Raw genomic sequence first — 21,224 nt, 5'->3', positions numbered from 1 at the left:
AGCTGTATCTCGAAGCAAAGCGGCGCCGATGCGTCGCTGTACTGGCGGCGGGTGACGCACACCGTTCGTGCCTACCAACTAGTAGATATAAACCAATGCACTGGCCATGCCGGTGGTTCAAAGAGGATTGAATATGTTCGGTATTTCTCCAATTGGCTGGCTGCACACGCTTGGCAGCCTTCCGGCCCTCGTAGTGGCCATTTATATGCTGGCGCGGCACGGCCGCATCGTCCCGCGATCGGCGCCCGGGACTATCTATCTGCTTTCGATGGTGCTTGGGGGCGTCACCGCGTTTCTGGTCGCCAAACAGCCGGTGAGTTACGCCATTGGCGGACTGACGCTGATCGTGATTTTCGTCGGATATGTGGTTGACCGGCTCACATTTCTCGGCGGGCTGCGGCGCTATATCGAGACCACGAGCCTCAGTTTCAGCGTTTTACTGCTTCTGTTGCCGACGGTGACAGAAACACTTACCCGGGTGCCGGACGGAGCGCCATTTGCGCCGAGCCCGGCGTCGCCGATAGTGCTGGGCAGCCATGGCGCCTTGTTGCTGGCATTCGTCCTTGGGCTGACAGCCCAGATCTTTGCGCTGCGTCGTCAGTCCCGCAGGGCCGCCGTGATCGCTCCTAGATAGAGCGATCCAGCGCCACTTCGCCGCGCGCCAGCATCGCCAGTGCCTGCGGGTAGGCGATATGCTCTTCGACAAGGATACGTTCAGCCAGGGTGTCGGCCGTATCGCCAGGGAGGATCGGCACCCGACGCTGCAGGATCGTGGGCCCGGCGTCGAGTTCAGGCGTCACCCAATGGACGGTGCAACCGCTTTCGCTATCCCCGGCATCAAGCGCCTGCTGCTGCGGGTGCAATCCTTTGTGCCTGGGCAATAGGGACGGGTGGATATTCAGCATCCGCCCGGTCCAGCGCTCGGCAAAGGCATTGCTGAAAATGCGCATATAGCCGGCTAGGCACACAAAGTCCGCATTCCAGGTTTGAAGAATACGTTCGACCTCGGCATCGAACAGCTCGCGGGAGGCAAAATTCTTGTGCGACAGGCTCGCCACCGCGATCCCCCGCGCGCGGGCAAAGTCCAGTCCGGGTGCCGCATCCTTGTTGGAAAAAACGCCTACAATTTCCGCGGGATAGTCGGAAGCCTTGGCGGCCTCTATCAAGGCAGCCATGTTGGAGCCGCGCCCGGAAATCAGAATGGCAACGCGCTTCTTTGTCGTCACAGCGCGAGCTTGCCCCCGAAAGTCACAGGCTCACCGCTTCGCGGTGTCAGCGCGCCGACAATAGCGGCGACCTCGCCGGAAGCGGTCAGGCTTTCGACCAGTTGCTCGGCGTCGCCGGGCGTGACGGCGATCAGCATGCCGACGCCGCAATTGAAGGTGCGCAGCATTTCGCGCTCGTTCATGCCGCCGGTCCTTGCGAGCCAGCCGAATACGGGCGGAACGGAGACGGCGCCGAGATTGATGTCGGCGGCCAACTCGTCCGGCAAGACCCGCGGAATATTGTCGATGAAGCCGCCGCCGGTGATATGTGCCAGCGCCTTGACGCCCAGGCCAGCTTTCAGAGCTGCCAAAATGGGCTTCACATAGATGCGGGTTGGCTCGAGCAGGGCCTCGGCAAGTGTCTTACCGTCGGCAAATGGGGCGGGGGCATCCCAGGCCAAACCGGACATTTCGACGATCTTGCGAACCAGCGAATAGCCGTTGGAGTGAACGCCGGACGAGGCGATGGCCACCAGGACATCGCCCGCCGCAATGTCCCTGCGAGGCAGCAAAGCATCACGTTCGGCGGCGCCCACGGCGAAACCGGCCAAGTCATAATCATTGCCATGGTACATGCCGGGCATTTCTGCGGTTTCGCCGCCGATCAGGGCGCATCCAGCCAGCCGGCAGCCATGGGCTATGCCTTCGACGATAGCCTTGCCCTGATCTACATCGAGCTTTCCGGTGGCCAAATAATCGAGGAAGAACAATGGCTCGGCGCCCTGGACGATGAGGTCGTTGACGCACATGGCCACCAGATCCTGGCCGATCGTGTCATGCTTGCCGGTATCGATGGCGATCTTGAGCTTTGTGCCAACACCGTCATTGGCGGCTACCAGCACTGGATCGACAAAGCCGGCGGCTTTGAGATCGAACAATCCCCCGAAGCCGCCGATCTCTCCATCGGCGCCGGGGCGCCGGGTCGAGCGGACGGCCGGCTTGATGGCTTCTACCAGGGCGTTGCCCGCGTCGATGTCGACGCCGGCCTGCTTGTACGAAAGGCCGTTTGATGGCAGGTTTTGTGCGTCGGACATGTGCCTTCTTGCCATGCTGGGGATTGCGGGCGCAAATGGCTGCGCGCGAACCGGGTTGGTTGAATTTTTCGGTGCTGGTCGTTACACGGCCTGATAGCTTTTCGATTATCTAGACGCAAGGGCTGCCCGGCTTCATGGCACTCAGAAATCAAGTGTTCATCTGGATTGGGTTGTTGCTGGCTCTGATCCTGACCCTTTGGGTGTTCAGGGGCATCCTGTTGCCGTTTGTCGTGGGCGCCGCGTTGGCCTATCTGCTCAATCCGCTGGTCAACCAGTTGCAGAAATGGCGATTCACTCGCGTCTGGGCCACCGTCGTCGTGTTGTTCAGCGTGCTGACCCTGGTACTCAGCCTGTTCTTCATGTTTGTGCCGCTGATCGGTCAGCAGATCATTGGCCTGATACAGCGCCTGCCAGGCTATGTTGGCGATCTGCAGGAGCTGGCCGCGGCATGGGCGCCGGAGATTAATGCTTGGCTGGGGCCGGACCGGGCCCTGCAAGTGCAGAACAGCATCAATGATCTGACGCGGCAAGCGCTTGGTTTCATTGCCACATTGCCCGCGGAGCTGGTTAATATCGGGCTGACCGGTGCGGCGGTCGTGGGTTTTACCGTCCTGGCACCAGTCGTGGCCTTTTATCTGTTGCTGGACTGGGAGGGCATGGTTCGCGGCATAGACGAATTGCTGCCCAAGGAGCACAAGCGCGAGGTCAAGGGCGTCTTGCGCGAGATCGACAAGTCCATGGCCGGGGTCATCCGAGGGCAGGGCAGCGTGCTGCTGCTTGATGCCGCTTTCTATGCGACGGCACTAAGTGTGATCGGGCTGAACTATGGGTTGGCGGTCGGGCTTATTGCCGGACTGTTCAGCTTTGTGCCCTTTGTCGGATTTGCTCTTGGCCTGGGTCTGTCGATCGGTATCGCGCTCGTCCAGTATGCGCCGAACTGGTGGATGATCGCGCTGGTGGCGAGCGTTTATCTGTTCTGGCAGTTCATCGAAGGCAATATCCTTTATCCAAAGCTTGTGGGATCATCGATCAATATCAATCCGGTCTGGATGATGTTTGCCCTCCTGGCTCTAGGCGCGGTCTTCGGCTTTGTCGGATTGTTGCTGGCTGTGCCTATGGCCGCCATAGCGTCGGTACTGGTGCGTTATGGCGTCCGCAAATACAAGGAAAGCACGCTCTACCTTGGTCCGAGGCGGCATGCGCCCAATGACGATGCCGCATCCTGAAGGCGGCCCGCGGCAATTGCCGCTCGATCTTGGCCATCAGACCTCGCACGCTGAAGACGATTTTCTGGTCGGCGCCGGCAATGCGCTTGCGCATGCACGTATCCTGGCCTGGCCACACTGGCCCGATGGTGTCACCTTGCTCATCGGAGCGGCCGCATCCGGCAAATCCCATCTGGCACGCATATTCATCGAGCGTAGCCAGGCTCTATCCGTGACGCCCACAACGATCGCAGAAATCGCCTCCGGATCCGGTCGCCAGGCATTGCTGATCGAGGATGTGGACCGGCAGGACTATGACGAACACCATCTGTTCCACCTGCTTAATCAGGCCATGCGGGGCGATCGGACGATGCTGCTGACCGCGCGGGAGGAGGTTGCGCGCTGGCCTCTGCGGACCGATGATGTGCGTTCTCGCGTGCGGAGGGCTCCGGTCTTCCGCCTCGAGGTCAGCGACGACATCGAGTTGTCACAGATGTTCGTGAAATTGTTCGGCGATCGGCAGGTCAAGGTGGATCCCAAGGTGGTCGGCTATATTGTACCCCGTATGGAGCGCAGCGCCGAAGAAGCCGCGATCCTGGTCGATCTGATGGACAGGCTGGCCCTTGCGAAAGGATCGGCCATTACGCGCGCTATAGCGTCGGAAGCCCTGGCAATGCGTCAACAGGCGCATGGGCTGCACCGGCAACAGGATTGGGACGGCGAAACAGATGAATGAGATGAGCGAACTGGCGGAAGCTGAGGGGACAGTGCCAGATGTCGAGGCGCTGCGGACCAGCCCGGCCCGTTTTGTCAATCGTGAGGTTAGCTGGCTTCAGTTCAATATGCGCGTCTTGGAAGAGGCGGGGAACGAAGCCCATCCCTTGCTCGAGCGGCTTCGCTTCGTGTCCATCTCGGCTAATAATCTCGATGAATTTTACATGGTGCGCGTTGCCGGTCTGAAGGGTCAGATCAGGGCGGGGATGACCAAGCAGAGCGCCGACGGGCTGTCGCCGGCTGAACAGCTGGAAGAAATTGCGACGCTGACTCAGCATCTGCAGCTCGAGCAGCAGGATCATTGGAAGGAATTGCGCGAGGAACTCTTTGCGCAAAACGTGGTGATCCACGAAGCCGACGACCTGACCGGCGACCAGGTGGCCTATCTGCAGAAGCTCTTCCGCGAAGAGATCTTTCCGGTCCTGACCCCTATCGCCGTGGACCCGGCCCACCCGTTTCCGTTCATCCCCAATCTCGGCCTGGCCCTGGCCTTTGAGCTCAAGCGCCCCAATTCCGATCAGCCATTGACGGCCCTCGTGCGTATTCCGGGCAATCTGGACCGGTTCATCACCTTGCCCAGCGGCCTGGTCTCGGAAGGGCGCTCTGAGGTGGTGACCATCGACACGCTGGTCAAACTCTTCTTCCACAAGATGTTTCCTGGGCATGAAGTGGTCGGCTCGGGGGCTTTCCGTATCGTGCGGGACAGCGAGATCGAAATTGACGACGAAGCGGCCGACCTGGTGGTCGAGTTTGAAAGCGCGCTGCGTCAGCGACGGCGGGGACAGGTGATCCGGCTGGAGATCGAGCGCTCCATGCCGCGGGCGCTGAAACGCCAGATCGGCGAGCAGCTTGGGGTAAAGGAGGCCGATGTCTTTGAAGTGCATGGTTTCCTTGGCCTGGCCGATGCCCGCAAGATTTGTGATGTCGACCGGCCGGACCTGAAATTCACGCCTTATCTGGCGCGTTTCCCCGAGCGCATCCGCGACTATAATGGCGACAGCTTCGCGGCCATCCGTGCCAAGGACATTCTTGTTCACCACCCCTTTGAGAGTTTTGACGTGGTGGCCCAGTTCCTGATGCAGGCGGCGCGCGATCCGGATGTGGTCGCCATCAAACAGACGCTATACCGCACCTCGTCTGACAGCCCGATCGTCAAGGCGCTGGTGATGGCAGCTGAAGCGGGCAAGTCGGTCACGTGCCTGGTGGAACTCAAGGCGCGGTTCGACGAAGAAGCCAATATCCGGTGGGCGCGCGACCTTGAACGAGCAGGCGCGCAGGTGGTGTTCGGCTTTGTCGAGCTAAAAACCCATGCCAAGCTCAGCCAGGTAGTCCGACGCGAAAAGGGCAAGCTGGTGAGCTACTGCCATATCGGCACGGGCAATTATCACCCGATCACTGCCAAGATTTATACGGACCTGAGCTACTTCACCATCGATCCAGCGATCACGCGGGATGTGGCGCGCGTGTTCAATTTCATTACCGGATATGCCCGCCCTACCGAGCTTGAAACCATTGCCGTTTCGCCAGTCAATCTTCGGCAGACGCTGGTGGACAATATTGCCCGCGAGATCGATTTTGCGCGCAATGGCCAGCCAGCCGGCATCCTGCTCAAGATGAATTCGCTCGTGGATCCGCAGGTTATCGATGCGCTATACGACGCCAGCCAGGCTGGCGTGAAGGTCGACCTCATTGTTCGCGGCATTTGCTGCTTGCGGCCGGGCATTCCGGGCTTCTCGGACAATATCCGGGTGAAGTCGGTAGTGGGACGCTTCCTCGAACATAGCCGCATCTATTGTTTCGGAAATGGCGAGACCATGCCGTCACCACGCGCAAAGGTCTATATATCGTCCGCCGATATCATGGGCCGAAATCTGGACGGGCGCGTCGAAACGCTCGTTCCGATCCTCAATGAAACGGTGCACAAACAGATTTTGGACCGGATTATGGTTGCCTATCTCAAGGACAACCAGCAGAGCTGGGAAGTGCTTCCCGATGGCAGCTCGCATCGTATAAGAGTGGGTGAGGGCGAAGAGCCCTTCAACGCCCATGATTATTTCATGACCAATCCCTCCCTGTCCGGCCGTGGCAGCGCGGGCGAGGCGGAGAGCGACGAGGATTGAAATTGACTCAGTTCTGGGGCGTCGACGCCGATCCCACTGCGCAGGGCCGCATCAAGGGTGCTCGGCCGGTCGCGGTTCTCGACATCGGCTCCAACTCAGTGCGCCTGGTGGTCTATGAGCGCCACGCGCGCGCCCTGACGCCGCTCTACAATGAAAAGTCGGCTTGCGCGCTCGGGCGCGGCATCGCCCAGAGCGGCCGCCTGGCCGACGCCAATATGGCAAAGGCTCTGGAGGCCATGAAGCGTTTTGCGTTGGTGGCGCGCATGATGCGGGTCGGCAAAATCTATGTCCTGGCCACCTCGGCGGTCCGCGATGCGACGAACCGGGAGCAGTTTGTCGGCGCTGTGGAAGAGATCATGGAGGCCCCGGTCCGGGTGTTGAGTGGCCAGGAGGAGGCCCATTACGCGGCGTTGGGCGTCGTCGCAGGCATTCCAGGATTTGCGGGTGTCGTTGGCGATCTTGGCGGCGGTAGTCTCGAATTGTCCGATATCGCGAATGGTTTGGACACGAACGGCGAGAGTTTTGAGCTGGGCGTTATTCGCTTGCAAGACGACGCCGACGGGTCTCCCAAAAAAGCCGCGGCGCTGGTTCGTGCAAGGCTGGAAGAGTCAATTCTCAGGGACGCGCTGCCGGGATCACGTTTTGCCGCCATCGGTGGCACCTGGCGTTCGCTCGCCAAGCTGCATCAGGCCAGGCGGGACTATCCGCTGCATATGGTTCAGGACTATGTGGTGCCGGCCGACGAAATGATTGCGTTTTGCCAGGAGATCGTCTCGGCCGATGCGCTCAAAGGTTATCCGGGGGCCGGTAATGTGAGCAATTCACGCCGGGAACTGGTGCCGTTCGGGGCGGCGGTGCTGGGGGAAATTCTCGGAGCCGGGCGATTTGCAAGCGTCGTCTTCTCGGCGCTTGGCGTGCGTGAGGGCTATCTTTATGGCATGCTGGACGAGCGCGAACGCAATATCGACCCCCTTATTCAAGGGGCCGAGGAATTATCGGTGCTGCGCTCGCGGTCGCCGGCACACGCCAATGATCTCGTCGAGTTTACGGCCCAGTATTTTGCCGCTGTCGGGATAGTGGAAACGGAGGCCGAGGCGCGCCTTCGCACTGTGGCCTGTCTTCTCGCCGATATCGGATGGCGGTCGCACCCGGACTATCGGGGGCCACAGAGTGTCGATTCGGTGGCCTATGGTTCGTTGACCGGCGTTGACCATCCGGGGCGGTCATTTCTGGCACAGACGCTTGCGGTGCGCTATGACGGCCTCAAGTCCAAGTCCGCTCAGGTTCTGGCGCCTCTGGGTTCAGACGAGATGACGGCGCGAGCGCGCCTGGTCGGCTCCATGATGCGCGTCGCCTATCCAATGACCGCGGCCATGCCGGGAATCCTGCCCCGAACCCGCTTCAGACTTGATGGCGATACGCTGGTCCTTATCCTGCCCGCAGATTTCGCCTTTCTCGATGGCGACCATCTGCGCAATCGCCTCCGGCAATTTGCCGAGGGTGCGGGGCACCCGGATTGGCGCGTGGATGTGAGTTAGGCCGCTTTACTCGGCTGCTTCGGTCTGATTCACCGAAAATTCGATGATACCCTTGCGAGTCGCCACCAAACCGATGCGCCCGTGTTTGATGGCCAGGGCTTTTTCGCCAAACAGCTTACGGCGCCATCCCTTGAGCGCCGGCACGTCGGCCTCGTCATCGAGAACCAGGGCATCGATCTCGTCCGACGTGGCAATTATTCGAGCGGCGACGCCATGCTGTTCGGCGACCGCCTTGAGCAGAACCCGAACCAAGTCGCCGATTGCGCCCTTGGGCGAGGGGCCGCGATAGCGCTCGGGCAGGGCGGGCAAGGCCGATTTCGGCAATGCGTCGACGTCTTTGAGCAACGCGATGATTTCCGCGGCAGCGTTGCTGCGCCCGAAACCCCGTGGCACGGCCCGCAATTTTTCGAAAGCATCGGGCGTCAGCGGCCGTTGCGTCGCCAGTTCACCTAGAACATCGTCCTTGAGGATGCGGCTGCGCGGCTGGTCGGTATCTTGAGCCTTTTGCTCGCGCCATTGGGCAAGCACCTTGATGGCTGCCAGGTCGCGCGGCCGGTTGAACTTCGCCTTCAGCCGGTGCCAAGCCTGTTCGGGCTTGACGACATAGGTGTCGATGCTGCGCAGGGTCGCCATTTCGTCTTCAACCCAGTCCCAGCGGCGGGTGGCCTCAACTTGCTTGCGCAGTTCGCGATAGATGTCGCGCAGCCAGGTGACGTCGGCAATGGCATAGTTGCGCTGCTTGTCGGTCAATGGGCGAGCCGACCAGTCGGTAAAGCGCGAGGACTTGTCGAGTTCGATCTTGCAGATGGCACGGACGAGACTGTCATAGGATGCACTGTCGCCGAAACCGCAGACGCTGGCGGCAACCTGCGTATCGAAGATGTTGTGCGGGACCGCTCCAGTGAGCTTGACGAATATTTCCACGTCCTGACGCGCTGCGTGGAAGACCTTGGTGACATTGGGGTTTGCGAGTAGTGCGAAGAACGGCGCCAGCTTGATGTCGGGCGCCAGCGGATCGATCAGCACCGCCTCGTCGTCCGTGGCAACCTGGATCAGGCAGAGGCGCGGCCAATAGGTGGTTTCACGCAGAAATTCAGTATCGACCGTCACAAATTCGAACTGGGAAGCGCGCTCGCAGAATTCCGCCAGCGCTTCTGTGGAAACTATGAGGTCCATACGTACTACCGTCTCAAAATCGTCACTATTCTTCCTAGCAGGTGCGCGGCCATAGCTCCACCGTGGATTTTCCTTGCGGTAAAGGGCGCGACCTCGATAAGTCCTGCTGCTTGACAAGCGGGGCCTGCCATGCGCTTTTCCCGCTCGCGAGGGCGTGCGATCCGAGGAATCGGGGCGTGCGCACTCCTTTGTTGTTTCCGCATCGGATTCGTCTGAAAGCCGCTTCGCACTTTTCGGTCCGATGCTTCAGATTCCGGCCTATCTCCAGCATTTTTGAGACCTGACATGACCCTTCATCGCTATCGTTCCCACACCTGTGGCGCTCTCTCGGCGGGCGATGCCGGCAATAATGTGCGCCTGAGCGGCTGGGTCCATCGCGTCCGCGATCATGGTGGGCTGCTCTTTATCGACCTGAGGGACCATTACGGGATTACCCAATGCGTCATCGATCCGGATTCAGCCGCTTTTGCGACGGCTGAAACCGTTCGATCCGAATGGGTGCTACGCATTGACGGCGAGGTGAAGCTGCGCGATCCGGCGGCCGTGAACCCCAATATCCCCACAGGCACGATCGAAGTGTTTATTCGCGAGATCGAGGTTTTGTCGGTCGCCAAGGAACTGCCGTTGCCCGTTTTCGGGGAGGCCGAATATCCCGAGGACATCCGCCTGCGCTATCGCTTCCTTGACCTTCGCCGCGAGAAGCTGCACGCCAATATCGTCAAGCGCACCAAGATCATTTCCGCCATGCGTTCGGGAATGGGCGAGGCGGGCTTCACCGAGTTCTCCACCCCGATCCTGACGGCGTCCTCGCCCGAAGGTGCGCGGGACTTTCTGGTTCCGAGCCGCATCCATCCGGGCAAGTTCTTTGCCCTGCCGCAGGCACCGCAGCAATATAAGCAGCTTCTGATGGTGGCGGGTTTTGACCGCTATTTCCAGGTAGCGCCCTGCTTCCGCGATGAGGATCCGCGCGCCGACCGGTTGCCGGGCGAATTCTACCAGCTCGATCTGGAGATGAGTTTTGTCACCCAGGAGGATATCTGGAACACCGTCGAGCCGGTCATAACCGATGTGTTCGAGGCGTTCGCCGATGGCAAGCCCGTAACCAAGGGTTGGCCGCGTATTCCTTATGCCGAGGCCATCCGCAAATATGGTTCGGACAAGCCCGACCTGCGCAATCCCATCGAAATCGAGGCCGTGACCGAGCACTTCGCCGGGTCTGGTTTCAAAGTCTTCGCCAACCAGATCGAGGCCGACCCCAAGGTCGAAGTCTGGGCCATCCCGGCCAAGAACAAGGCCGGTGCCGAACCGATTGGCCGCGCCTTCTGTGACCGCATGAATGCCTGGGCGCAGGGCGAGGGCCAGCCTGGGCTGGGATACATCTTTTTTAAGGAAGGGCAGGGGTCCGGGCCAATCGCCAAGAATATCGGCGAGGAGCGGACGGCCGCCATCAAGGCCCAGCTCGGGCTGGAGGACGGCGATGCGGTGTTCTTCGTGGCCGGCCGGCCTGAGAAGTTCTTCAAGTTCGCCGGTGAAGCCCGCACCAAGGTCGGGACCGATCTTGGCGTTGTCGATACCGAGCGGTTCGCCCTGTGCTGGATCGTGGATTTTCCGTTCTATGAATGGGATGAGGAAGAAAAGCGCGTCGATTTTGCGCATAACCCTTTCTCCATGCCGCAAGGTGGACTTGACGCTTTGAATTCGGCCGACCCGTTGTCGCTGACCGCCTATCAATATGATGCGGTCTGCAATGGCTTCGAGATTGCTTCCGGTTCGATCCGTAACCAGGAGCCGGAGACCATGATCAAGGCGTTCGAACTGACCGGAAAGTCTCGCCAGGAAGTGGAAGAGCAGTTCGGTGGTCTCTACCGGGCCTTCCAATATGGCGCGCCGCCGCATGGGGGCGCCGCTTTCGGTATCGATCGCATCGTCATGCTGCTGTGCGGCGCTCAGAACCTGCGCGAAATTACCGCGTTCCCGATGAACCAGCAGGCCGAAGACCTGCTCATGGGGGCGCCGAGCCAGGCCAGCGCCAAACAGTTGCGCGAGCTGAGCATTCGTCTCAACGTACAAAGCTGAGACGACCAAGTCTTGGGAACAAATTCGGGGGTGGCCTGGCGGCCACCCCTTTTGTTTGTGCGTATGGTTAGCGCGAATTAACCGGCATTAATGATCCGTTAAATCCTTGCTTGCTACGCAAGTAGGCAAGTTTTACCCAGTCTGGATTCGCAGGTGAAATCCAAGTTTTCTCATGTCCTGATGCTTTTGGGCGCCGTGCTGGCGTTTGTGCCCATCATTGCAGTGGACTACCTGCTGGACGCTTATGTTCAATATCGAGAGAAAGCTGCGGCGCAACAATATGTTGAGACCGTAAGCTCGCATATTAATGCAAGCGCTATGGATGCCGTGTCGGCTCTTCGCAAGGTTATCGCGGCCAGCCCGTCGCTGTGCACGCCGACCTTCGTGACCAATGCGCAGGAGGCCATTGAGAAGGGACTCAATCTCAAGCAATTCGTCGTCGAGAATCTCGATGGGGTGCAATATTGCGACGCCTATGGGCGGGTCGTGACCTATTCACCATTATCCCAGCCATTGCCGGTGCCGGGCCTGACCGAGACCATGGCTGTGGTCAAGCTGGGCGACATGGACATGCCGGCGCTGAAAATCACCCAAACGTTCGGGGAGACGCGGCGGATATCGACGTTCATGCCGCTGCTGGGCCAATCGGAGAGTGCTCTTTCGGACACGCTTCGAAGCGGCGCCATGATGCGGGTGACGCTGACCAATGGCCTTTCCATTGTGACGCTGGGCGATCCTTCGAGCTTTGACAGACGTCAGTCGAGCACCGACTACATCAGCGCCCAGGGCTATGCCGGCCAGTTTCCGATCAAGGTCGAATATGCTGTTCCGTTTGCGATGGTTCGCGCCGGCTATGCCGATCTCGATGTCGTTTTCACCACGATTGCTTGTATCGTCAGTGCGATTTTCCTCTTGCTGAACCTGAGCTATGTGCGGCGCTCCAGGGTGCCGGCCTTCGACCTTGAACGGGCCATCGAGCGCAACGAGATCAAGCCCTATTATCAACCGGTCATCAATCTGCGCACCGGCGAACTGGTCGGTTGCGAGGTGCTGTGCAGATGGGAAAAGCGTAATGGACGGGTCATTCCGCCCGGCGCCTTTATCGACTATGCCGAGGTAACGGGCCTGGCTATTCCCATGACGGTTTCCCTGATGCAGCAGGTGCGCAACGATCTGGGTGAGCTGTCCAAGACCCTGCCGGACATGAAGATTTCGATCAATCTGTTCGAGGGGCACTTCCGGGACGTAGGTATCGTGGAGGACGTACAGGCGATCTTCGGGCAGTCACCCATCAATTTCCGGCAATTGGTATTTGAAATTACCGAACGCCGGCCACTGACCAATTCCATGGCGACCACCAGCGTTATCTCGGGTCTGCATGCCTTGGGTGCACGACTGGCGATGGACGATGCGGGGACGGGGCACTCCAACCTTGCCTATCTGGCGACATTGGGCGTCGACGTGATCAAGATCGACCGCATTTTCGTGGACATGATCAAACCCGGCACGACCCAGGTTCCGGTGCTCGATGGGCTGATTGCCATGGCCAAGGATCTCGACTGCGAAATCGTGGCCGAAGGGGTCGAGACCGAGGAGCAGGCGCTCTATCTGCGGTCTCGCGGTGTCTTGCATGCGCAGGGCTACATATTTGCGCCAGCGCTAAAGGTCGGTGCTTTCAAGGAGCTGGCTCTGGCCCTGCATACGGCCGCGAATCCGCAGCCGCGCCTCGAAGTGGTGGCCTCGGCAGCCTGAGACGGGCGGCCGAATTGGGGCGCGATTGTCTGATCCCTGTCGTCTGGCTGTCATCGGAAACGATGCCAGATTGGGTTGCGCCGCAATTTTGCCGCGGACTCGACGCCTTGGGCCTTTGTGGCCTTTTCAATCCTCACGATTGATGGCACCAACGCGCCCGATTAGCCTGCCGGGGAGAGAGAACGTGTCGACCGATATCAATGAACAGCGCAAAGCCCTGCGAGATGCGGCGCTGCACTTCCATGAATTTCCCAAGCCCGGCAAGCTTGAGATTCAGCCGCTGAAGCCTTTGGGCAACCAGCGCGACCTGGCCTTGGCCTATTCGCCCGGCGTGGCGGCGCCATGCGAGGAGATCGCCGAAACGCCCGAAGCGGTTGCCCGATACACCTCGCGGCAGAATCTGGTGGCCGTTATTTCCAACGGCACCGCGGTGCTCGGTCTGGGCAATATCGGGGCCCTGGCATCCAAGCCGGTGATGGAAGGCAAGGCCGTCCTGTTTAAAAAGTTCGCCGGCATCGATGTGTTTGATCTCGAAATCGACGAGATCAATCCGCAAAAATTCATCGACGCCGTGGCGCCGCTCTGGCCCACCTTTGGCGGCATCAATCTCGAAGATATTCGCGCGCCGGACTGTTTCGAGATCGAAGAGACGCTTCGCGAGCGCATGCCGATCCCGGTGTTCCACGATGACCAGCATGGCACGGCGATCATCGTCGGCGCAGCGGTGCTCAACGGGCTTGAACTGGCCGGCAAGAAAATCGAGGACGCCAAAATCTGCACGTCAGGGGCGGGGGCTGCGGCCATTGCCTGCCTCAACGTGCTGGTGGCCCTGGGCGCGAAATACGAGAACATCTGGGTTGCCGACAAGGATGGTCTGGTTACCCACAAGCGCAATGACGTCAATGACAAGTGGCGCGGCCAGTTCCGCCGTACCAGCGAGGCCACGACCCTGGCCGAGGTCATCGATGGCGCTGACGTGTTCCTGGGCCTGTCGGCCGCCGGCGCATTGAAGCCCGAAATGTTGGCCAAGATGGCGCCCAAGCCGCTGATCCTGGCCTTGGCAAATCCCAATCCGGAAATCATGCCGGAATTGGCCAAGGAAACGCGACCGGATGCCATGGTGTGTACTGGCCGCTCGGACTATCCCAACCAGGTCAACAACGTCCTCTGCTTCCCCTTCATTTTCCGCGGCGCGCTCGACGTGCACGCCACCACGATCAATGAGGAGATGAAACTTGCGGCGGTGCGCGCCATCGCCAAATTGGCCCGGGAGCCTGGTCTCGAAGTGTCGCCTTCGGGGGCGCCCGCAGTCTATGGACCCGAGCACATCATTCCGAATCCGTTCGATCAGCGGCTTATGCTGCGTATCGCGCCGGCCGTGGCGCGGGCAGCGATGGAATCGGGTGTGGCGAAGAAGCCTATCGAGAACTGGGACGCCTATCTCGACAGCCTCAACCGCTTCGTCTTCCGTTCAGGCCTCGTCATGAAACCGATCATCGACCGGGCGCAGGGGCAGGGCAAGCGCATTGCCTTTGCCGACGGCGAAGACGAACGCGTCCTGCGCGCCGCTCAGGTCTTGCTTGAGGAAGGCATTGCCCGCCCCATCCTCATCGGCCGCCCGAGCGTTCTGGAGGCGCGCATCGAGCGCTTCGGTCTTTCCATTCGGCCGGGCCGGGATTTTGAGGTCATCAATCCCGAAGACGATCCGCGCTATCGCGACTATGTGAGCCTGTTCCACTCGCTGGTCGGCCGGACCGGGGTAACGCCGGACACGGCACGCACCATTGTGCGCACCAATACAACGGTGATTGGCGCCCTGGCGCTGAAGCGCGGCGAGGCTGACGCCATGCTCTGCGGATTGCAGGGCCGGTTCATCAAGCATGTCCGGGACATCAAATCGATCCTGGGCATGCAGGCGGGGGTCACCGAAGCCTCGGCGCTCTCCATGCTGATCATGCCGCGGGGCGCCTTCTTCTTGACCGACACTTATGTCAATCAAAATCCAAGTGCGGACGAGATCGTTTCGATCACCTTGCAGGCACGCGACCACCTCAAGCGCTTTAATATCGAAGCGAAAGCCGCGCTGCTGAGCTATTCCAATTTCGGCTCTCGAGACGGGGATAGCGCTTACAAGATGCGCGAGGCCTATGCCAAGCTCAAGGCCATCGCTCCGGACTTGATTGTCGAGGGCGAAATGCAGGGCGATCTCGCCCTCAATGAAGGCCTGCGGGAGCGCTACATCCCGGACACTGTGCTCAAGGGTGAAGCCAATTTGCTGGTCTTCCCCGATCTGGATGCGGCAAACCTGTCCATGACCCTGCTCAAGGAAATGAACAATGGATTGGCGGTCGGGCCGATCCTGATGGGTACGCAGGCCCCGGCCCATATTCTGGCGCCGTCGGTGACCAGCCGTGGCATCGTCAATATGGCGGCGATTGCGGCCAATGAAGCATTGGGGAGTGCGCCTTAAGCGGGAGACAGGCCGGGAAGCCGTTGCTTCCCGCGCCTATGCAGTGGTAAGAGCGGGCGACCCGCAGCCAGCAGCCGAGGATTTGTCATGAACCAGATCGCTGTGTTCAGTGGTGGTGCGCATCCGGGGCTGGCAAGCGAGATTTGTGCGGAACTCGGCGTCCCGCTTCTGCCAACGCAGGTCAAGCGCTTCTCCAATGACTGTATCGAAGTGCAGTTGCAGGCCAATTGCCGCGAGCAGGATGTCTTCCTGGTGCAGACTTTGAGCACTCCCGTGCAGGACCACCTGACGGAATTGCTGCTGATGCTGGATGCGGCACGGGGCGCTTCGGCGGCGCGGATCACAGCGGTCATTCCGCATTACGCCTATGCCCGTTCCGACAAGAAGGACGCGCCTCGCATTTCCATCGGCGGCCGCTTGGTGGCCGATCTGCTCAAGACCGCGGGCGCCGATCGCGTGCTGACGATGACGCTGCATTCGCCGCAGGTGCATGGTTTCTTCAGCGTGCCGGTGGATCACCTGCACGCGCTAGGCGAGTTGACCCGCCACTTCCAGCGCCACGATCTATCCAACAGCGTGGTGGTCTCGCCGGACCTGGGCAATGCCAAAACCGCTGCGGCTTTCGCGCGGGCACTTGGACGGCCCGTCGCAGCGGGGGCCAAGGAGCGGATATCGGATACGCAGGTCCGGATATCGGCGATCATTGGCGATGTGCGGGACCGGGATGTCATTGTTCTGGACGATGAAATCGCCAGCGGTGGGTCGATTCTTGAACTGCTCAAGCATCTGCGCAGCAGTGGTGCGCGATCCGTGCGGATTGCCTGCACGCACGGTATTTTCGCGGGGAGCGCCGTTGCGCGGCTGGCGGCAGAACCGGACGTTATCGAGATTGTCTGCACCAATACCTTGCCCAATGCGCTCGCCCAACCTCACGAGAAGCTGACAATATTGTCGGTGGCGCCAGCCCTGGCCGAGGCGATGCGACGCATCAACAATGGCAAGTCTGTCAGCGCGCTTTTTGCAGACGGCACCTATCCGCAGCGCGAGGCGGCAGAATAGGAAACCGGGCATTAATCCCTTGTCAGGCATGGTCAGGCATCTGCAACCGGTTTGCCCATGCCCACCCGTCTCAAACGTCCTGCATTTTGGCGTCCCCTGGCCCTGACCGTGACATTGCTCGGTTTTCAGGGCTATCTCGGATATTCGGCCATTTCCGGCCAATTTGGCATTGAGAACCGGGACGAAATCATCAAGGATATTGAAGTTCTGCAGGACCGCAGCGCAGCTCTGCAGGCGGAAATTGAAGCCTATCGGCACCGGGTCTCGCTGATGAACCCGAAATATCTAGATCCCGATATCATCACCGAGCGCGCGCGAGCGCTTTTGAATATGGCGAATGCGGACGACATTCTCGTCATGGTCAATCCGGAGACTGGTAAACCAGTTTCTGGTCAATTTGTAGAATTAATCGATGATCAGTTAATCTCGATTATTCAAGCAGATTCAACGCTCTAAGCTCTAATCTATGCTCATGTCCGGGCAATGTTATTGCTCGATGGCTTGCAGTATGATGCGTGAAGTGGCCTGATCGGCCAAAGCGGCAAATTCCCCGACCCAAGCGGAGTGTAGAATGGCGCGCAAGGCGACGGCCACCAAGGCCAAGACGCAGCCCAATGTCCCCCAGTTCACCCAGGAGCAGGATCTCGACGCCTTTCGCGAGATGCTGCTGATCCGCCGGTTCGAAGAAAAGGCCGGTCAGATGTATGGCATGGGCCTGATCGGCGGCTTCTGCCACCTCTATATCGGTCAGGAAGCGGTGGTCACCGGTATCACCATGGCCTCGGAGAAGGGCAAGGACGCCCAGATCACGGGCTATCGTGACCACGGCCACATGCTGGTCATGGGACTCGATCCCAAGGGCGTGATGGCCGAATTGACCGGGCGCCAGGGTGGCTTGTCGAAAGGCAAGGGCGGCTCGATGCACATGTTCTCCAACGAGCATCGCTTCTATGGCGGCAACGGCATTGTGGGTGCACAAGCCTCATTGGGCACGGGCCTGGCCTTTGCCAGCAAGTATTCGGGCGACGGTTCCGTTTCGATCACCTATTTCGGTGACGGCGCCGCCAACCAGGGCCAGGTCTATGAGAGCTTCAATATGGCCAAGCTCTGGAACCTGCCGGTGGTCTACGTCATCGAGAACAACAAATACGCCATGGGCACCTCGGTTGAGCGCGCTGCCGCGACTACCGACTTCTCGCAGCGCGGTCTCTCGTTCAACATTCCGGGCGAACAGGTCGACGGCATGGATGTGCGCATGGTCTATGACGCGGCCAAGCGCGCCATAGAGCACGCTCGCTCCGGCAAGGGCCCCTATATCCTGGAAATGTTGACCTACCGCTATCGCGGTCATTCCATGTCCGATCCGGCGAAATACCGCACCAAGGACGAAGTCACCAAATATCGGCAGGAACGTGATCCGATTGAGCAGGTGCGCGCGCGCCTTCTGGAGGGCGGCTCTATGTCCGAGGAAGAGCTCAAGAAGATCGAGACCGAAATTCGCGCTATCGTCACCGAAGCGGCCGATTTTGCGACCAATGATCCCGAGCCGGACGCCTCCGAGCTCTGGACCGACATCACCATCGAGGCCTGAGAGCGTCGATGACCATCGTGCTTGGCGTCATTTTGCTGTTTGCGGTTCTGTCGGCCGCTACCGCCGCGGCGCAGGCCGCCGCGATCAGCAAGCTGTCGCCGGCAGAGGCCTGGCGAGGCTGGTTGTTCGGCTGGTGGCGCTTCGCCGAGATCGAGCGGCGCGCGGGGCTGGCTGGAGAAGCGCAGGCCGGCATCTATAAGCGTGCCGTGATCGCGGCGATCGCCTTTGCTGTGCTTGGGCTGATTCTGAGCGGCTGGATGGTCAATCAACGTGTCGGCGGAACGGCCGACCTGGCCTTAAGGAAATTGACTGGCTGGCGGATCGATGCCGCCGCCTTGAACCCCCATTCTTCTGTCCGCCCGTTGGCCTCCATGCCCGGCGCGATCCTTGTGGAGAGCTGATATGCCCCAAATCCTCATGCCCGCTTTGTCGCCGACCATGGAAGAAGGCAAGCTTGCCAAATGGGTGGTAAAGGTCGGTGACCAGGTCAAATCCGGCGATGTGCTGGCCGAAATCGAAACTGACAAGGCCACGATGGAAGTGGAGTCAGTGGATGAGGGCACTGTCACCGAAATCCTCATCGAGGAAGGCACTGACGGCGTGAAGGTCAATACCCCGATCGCCGTGGTGTTGGCTGAAGGCGAAAGCGCCGGGGAAGCCAAGGCGTCGGTTGCCGAAACGGCTCCAGAGCCCGCGGAGGCACCTGTGGCTGCGGCCGAAAAGGCTGCAGAATCGGCGCCCGCCGCCGCTGCGGCCACTGCCGCACCGAAATTCGAACCGCAAGCCGATCCTGATCTGCCCGAAGGCGTCGAAATGGTCGAAATGACCGTGCGCCAGGCACTCAACGAGGCGATGGCGGAGGAATTGCGCCGCGACAAGGACGTCTTCGTCATGGGCGAGGAAGTCGCCGAATACCAGGGCGCCTATAAGATCACCCAGGGGCTGCTGCAGGAATTCGGCAAGGACCGTATCATCGATACGCCAATCACCGAGCACGGCTTTGCCGGCCTTGCCGTTGGCGCGGCTTTTGCGGGCTTGAAGCCCATTGTCGAGTTCATGACCTGGAATTTCGCTATGCAGGCGATTGACCAGATCATCAATTCGGCCGCCAAGCAGCTCTATATGTCCGGCGGCCAGGTCACGGCACCCATGGTGTTCCGTGGCCCCAATGGCGCAGCCGCCCGCGTTGGCGCACAGCACAGCCAGGACTATTCGGCCTGGTACAGCCATGTTCCCGGGCTCACCGTCATCGCGCCCTACAGCGCCGCGGACGCAAAGGGGCTGCTCAAGGCGGCCATCCGTTCACCCAATCCGGTTGTGTTCCTTGAGAACGAAATCCTCTACGGCTCGACCGGCCTGGTTCCGCAGGTGGACGATTTCGTGCTGCCCATCGGCAAGGCCCGCATTGCCCGCAAGGGCGCTGACGTGACGATTGTCTCGTTCTCGATGGGTATGCGCTATGCCACTCAGGCGACGGAAAAGCTGGTGGCCGCCGGCGTCGATGTAGAATTGATCGACCTGCGGACCCTGCGTCCGATGGACAGCGACACTGTCATCGAGTCGGTCAAGAAGACTGGGCGCCTGGTGACCGTGGAAGAGGGTTGGCCCCAGAGCGGTATCGGTGCCGAACTCTCTGCTCGCGTGATGGAAGGCGCCTTCGACTATCTCGACGCGCCGGTCATGCGCGTTACCGGCAAGGACGTCCCCATGCCCTATGCCGCCAACCTCGAAAAGCTGGCGCTGCCCAACGTTGATGAAGTGATCGCGGCCGTGAATGCCGTGACCTATCGTTCGTAAGGAGATCCCGGATGCCAATCGATATCACCATGCCGGCGCTCTCTCCGACGATGGAAGAGGGCAAGCTCGCCAAGTGGCACGTCAAGGAAGGCGACAGTGTTTCTTCCGGCGATGTAATTGCCGAAATCGAGACCGATAAGGCGACGATGGAAGTCGAGGCAGTCGACGAAGGCAAGATCGGCAAGATCCTTGTCGAAGAGGGCACTGACAATGTGAAGGTCAATGCCGTCATTGCCGTGCTGTTGCAGGAAGGCGAGGACGCATCGGCCATTGGTTCGGCGGCACCAGCGCCTAAGGCAGAGGCGCCGAAAGCTGAAACGCCCAAGGCGGAAGTGGCGCCCGCCGCCGCCCCGGCTCCGGCCGCCAAGGCAGAGACGCCCAAGCCCACTCCAGCACCGGCCAAATCTGAAGGCGGGCGCGTATTCGCCTCACCTTTGGCCAAGCGTCTCGCCAAGGAAGCCGGTATCGATGTCGCCGCCATTTCCGGCACTGGCCCCAAGGGCCGCGTGATCAAGGCCGACGTCGAAGCCGCCAAGTCGGGCAAGGTCCCGCTCAAGGCCGCCGCATCGGCTCCGGCTGGTGCCGCTTCAGCTGGCGCGGCGATGGCCGGTGGCCTCAGCAAGGCCCAGGTTCTGGCCATGTACGAGGAAGGCAGCTACGAGCTGGTGCCGGCCGATGGGATGCGCAAGACCATTGCGGCGCGCCTGACCGAGAGCAAACAGACCGTGCCGCATTTCTACCTGACGGTGGACTGCAAGATCGATGCGCTGCTCGCTGCTCGTGAGCAGATCAATGCATCGGCGCCCAAGTCCAAGGACGGCAAGCCCGAATACAAGCTTTCGGTCAACGACTTTGTCATGAAGGCCTGGGCCATCGCGCTGCAGCGCGTGCCGGCCGCCAACGCGACCTGGGCCGGGGACTCGATCCTCTATCACAAGCGCTCCGACGTTGCTGTCGCGGTCGCCATTCCGGGTGGGCTCTTCACGCCCGTAGTCAAGAGCTGCGACACCAAGAGCCTGCGCGAGATTTCCGAGGCCGTGAAGGACCTCGCGACCCGTGCCCGCAACAAGAAACTGATGCCGCACGAATATCAGGGCGGTGCGTCGGCCGTGTCGAACCTGGGCATGTTTGGGATCAAGGATTTCGCAGCGGTCATCAACCCGCCGCATGGCACGATCCTGGCGGTCGGCGTTGGCGAGGAACGCGTCTATCCCGACAAGGGCGAGATCAAGATTGGCCAGTTCATGACCTGCACGCTCTCTTGCGACCATCGCTCCGTCGATGGCGCGCTCGGTGCCGAAGTGCTGGGCGTATTCAAGGGCCTGATCGAAAACCCGGTGATGATGCTGGCTTAAGGACCCAAGGCG

At 60.4% G+C, this 21,224-nt stretch carries 17 protein-coding genes; 14 read left to right on the top strand and 3 right to left on the bottom strand.

Features of this window, described 5'->3' with window-relative positions:
* Positions 1-133: 133 nt before the first annotated feature.
* Positions 134-634, top strand: a complete 501-nt coding sequence (locus tag V8Z65_RS08380; protein WP_338723989.1) for a hypothetical protein — start codon at positions 134-136, stop codon at positions 632-634.
* Here V8Z65_RS08380 and purN read toward each other — a convergent pair.
* Both purN and purM read right to left on the bottom strand, forming a co-directional pair.
* Positions 627-1,226 carry a phosphoribosylglycinamide formyltransferase gene (gene purN, locus V8Z65_RS08375; protein ID WP_338723750.1) on the bottom strand — a complete coding sequence of 200 codons (600 nt, stop codon included), beginning with the start codon at positions 1,224-1,226 and terminating at the stop codon, positions 627-629. The genes V8Z65_RS08380 and purN overlap by 8 nt on opposite strands.
* A complete protein-coding gene (gene purM, locus V8Z65_RS08370) occupies positions 1,223-2,299 on the bottom strand; it encodes a phosphoribosylformylglycinamidine cyclo-ligase (protein WP_338723748.1) in 1,077 nt (358 codons plus the stop codon). Before purM ends, purN begins: the two co-directional genes overlap by 4 nt.
* Positions 2,300-2,433: 134 nt before the next feature.
* Here purM and V8Z65_RS08365 point away from each other — a divergent pair, with 134 nt between their 5' ends.
* The 4 genes from V8Z65_RS08365 to V8Z65_RS08350 are packed head-to-tail and all read left to right on the top strand — an operon-like array spanning position 2,434 to position 7,936.
* Positions 2,434-3,525, top strand: coding sequence for an AI-2E family transporter (locus tag V8Z65_RS08365; protein ID WP_338723746.1), 1,092 nt, complete (start codon positions 2,434-2,436; stop codon positions 3,523-3,525).
* On the top strand, positions 3,506-4,240 hold the full coding sequence (locus V8Z65_RS08360) for a hypothetical protein (protein WP_338723744.1): 735 nt from the start codon (positions 3,506-3,508) through the stop codon (positions 4,238-4,240). Before V8Z65_RS08365 ends, V8Z65_RS08360 begins: the two co-directional genes overlap by 20 nt.
* On the top strand, positions 4,233-6,398 hold the full coding sequence (locus tag V8Z65_RS08355) for an RNA degradosome polyphosphate kinase (protein WP_338723742.1): 2,166 nt from the start codon (positions 4,233-4,235) through the stop codon (positions 6,396-6,398). Before V8Z65_RS08360 ends, V8Z65_RS08355 begins: the two co-directional genes overlap by 8 nt.
* A 2-nt stretch (positions 6,399-6,400) precedes the next feature.
* Entirely contained in the window at positions 6,401-7,936 is a 1,536-nt protein-coding gene (locus tag V8Z65_RS08350) for a Ppx/GppA phosphatase family protein (protein WP_338723740.1), read from the top strand.
* Between the two features lie 6 nt (positions 7,937-7,942).
* Here V8Z65_RS08350 and rnd read toward each other — a convergent pair whose 3' ends face one another.
* The gene (gene rnd, locus V8Z65_RS08345; RefSeq protein ID WP_338723738.1) at positions 7,943-9,112 is read right to left on the bottom strand and encodes a ribonuclease D; all 1,170 of its coding nucleotides are present in this window, start codon (positions 9,110-9,112) and stop codon (positions 7,943-7,945) included.
* Positions 9,113-9,397: 285 nt separating this feature from the next.
* Between rnd and aspS the strand changes: the two genes are divergently transcribed.
* From aspS to V8Z65_RS08300, 9 genes are all read left to right on the top strand, one after another.
* Complete coding sequence (aspS, locus tag V8Z65_RS08340) at positions 9,398-11,188, top strand: aspartate--tRNA ligase (RefSeq protein ID WP_338723736.1); 1,791 nt, start codon at positions 9,398-9,400, stop codon at positions 11,186-11,188.
* A gap of 153 nt (positions 11,189-11,341) precedes the next feature.
* The gene (locus tag V8Z65_RS08335) at positions 11,342-12,940 is read left to right on the top strand and encodes an EAL domain-containing protein (RefSeq protein ID WP_338723734.1); all 1,599 of its coding nucleotides are present in this window, start codon (positions 11,342-11,344) and stop codon (positions 12,938-12,940) included.
* 184 nt (positions 12,941-13,124) lie between these two features.
* Complete coding sequence (locus V8Z65_RS08330; RefSeq protein ID WP_338723732.1) at positions 13,125-15,410, top strand: NADP-dependent malic enzyme; 2,286 nt, start codon at positions 13,125-13,127, stop codon at positions 15,408-15,410.
* Positions 15,411-15,497: 87 nt separating this feature from the next.
* On the top strand, positions 15,498-16,469 hold the full coding sequence (locus tag V8Z65_RS08325; RefSeq protein ID WP_338723730.1) for a ribose-phosphate pyrophosphokinase: 972 nt from the start codon (positions 15,498-15,500) through the stop codon (positions 16,467-16,469).
* A gap of 57 nt (positions 16,470-16,526) precedes the next feature.
* A complete protein-coding gene (locus tag V8Z65_RS08320; RefSeq protein ID WP_338723728.1) occupies positions 16,527-16,925 on the top strand; it encodes a septum formation initiator family protein in 399 nt (132 codons plus the stop codon).
* Positions 16,926-17,040: 115 nt separating this feature from the next.
* Positions 17,041-18,060, top strand: coding sequence for a pyruvate dehydrogenase (acetyl-transferring) E1 component subunit alpha (gene pdhA / locus V8Z65_RS08315; RefSeq protein ID WP_338723726.1), 1,020 nt, complete (start codon positions 17,041-17,043; stop codon positions 18,058-18,060).
* Positions 18,061-18,068: 8 nt separating this feature from the next.
* Positions 18,069-18,461, top strand: coding sequence for a hypothetical protein (locus V8Z65_RS08310; protein ID WP_338723724.1), 393 nt, complete (start codon positions 18,069-18,071; stop codon positions 18,459-18,461).
* A 1-nt stretch (position 18,462) separates the two neighbouring features.
* Positions 18,463-19,857 carry a pyruvate dehydrogenase complex E1 component subunit beta gene (locus tag V8Z65_RS08305; RefSeq protein WP_338723722.1) on the top strand — a complete coding sequence of 465 codons (1,395 nt, stop codon included), beginning with the start codon at positions 18,463-18,465 and terminating at the stop codon, positions 19,855-19,857.
* A gap of 11 nt (positions 19,858-19,868) precedes the next feature.
* Entirely contained in the window at positions 19,869-21,212 is a 1,344-nt protein-coding gene (locus tag V8Z65_RS08300; protein WP_338723721.1) for a pyruvate dehydrogenase complex dihydrolipoamide acetyltransferase, read from the top strand.
* Positions 21,213-21,224: the final 12 nt, after the last annotated feature.

It is taken from the genome of Devosia sp. XK-2, assembly GCF_037113415.1.
In the GTDB taxonomy this organism is placed as follows: domain Bacteria; phylum Pseudomonadota; class Alphaproteobacteria; order Rhizobiales; family Devosiaceae; genus Devosia.
This window is presented reverse-complemented; position numbering and strand designations above follow the sequence as displayed.

Coding starts and splice junctions, on each gene's coding strand:
- V8Z65_RS08380 (WP_338723989.1), top strand. CDS start 134: ATGTTCGGTATTTCTCCAATTGGCTGGCTGCACACGCTTGGCAGCCTT.
- purM (WP_338723748.1), bottom strand. CDS start 2,299: ATGTCCGACGCACAAAACCTGCCATCAAACGGCCTTTCGTACAAGCAG.
- V8Z65_RS08365 (WP_338723746.1), top strand. CDS start 2,434: ATGGCACTCAGAAATCAAGTGTTCATCTGGATTGGGTTGTTGCTGGCT.
- V8Z65_RS08360 (WP_338723744.1), top strand. CDS start 3,506: ATGACGATGCCGCATCCTGAAGGCGGCCCGCGGCAATTGCCGCTCGAT.
- V8Z65_RS08355 (WP_338723742.1), top strand. CDS start 4,233: ATGAATGAGATGAGCGAACTGGCGGAAGCTGAGGGGACAGTGCCAGAT.
- rnd (WP_338723738.1), bottom strand. CDS start 9,112: ATGGACCTCATAGTTTCCACAGAAGCGCTGGCGGAATTCTGCGAGCGC.
- aspS (WP_338723736.1), top strand. CDS start 9,398: ATGACCCTTCATCGCTATCGTTCCCACACCTGTGGCGCTCTCTCGGCG.
- V8Z65_RS08325 (WP_338723730.1), top strand. CDS start 15,498: ATGAACCAGATCGCTGTGTTCAGTGGTGGTGCGCATCCGGGGCTGGCA.
- V8Z65_RS08320 (WP_338723728.1), top strand. CDS start 16,527: ATGCCCACCCGTCTCAAACGTCCTGCATTTTGGCGTCCCCTGGCCCTG.
- pdhA (WP_338723726.1), top strand. CDS start 17,041: ATGGCGCGCAAGGCGACGGCCACCAAGGCCAAGACGCAGCCCAATGTC.
- V8Z65_RS08310 (WP_338723724.1), top strand. CDS start 18,069: ATGACCATCGTGCTTGGCGTCATTTTGCTGTTTGCGGTTCTGTCGGCC.
- V8Z65_RS08305 (WP_338723722.1), top strand. CDS start 18,463: ATGCCCCAAATCCTCATGCCCGCTTTGTCGCCGACCATGGAAGAAGGC.
- V8Z65_RS08300 (WP_338723721.1), top strand. CDS start 19,869: ATGCCAATCGATATCACCATGCCGGCGCTCTCTCCGACGATGGAAGAG.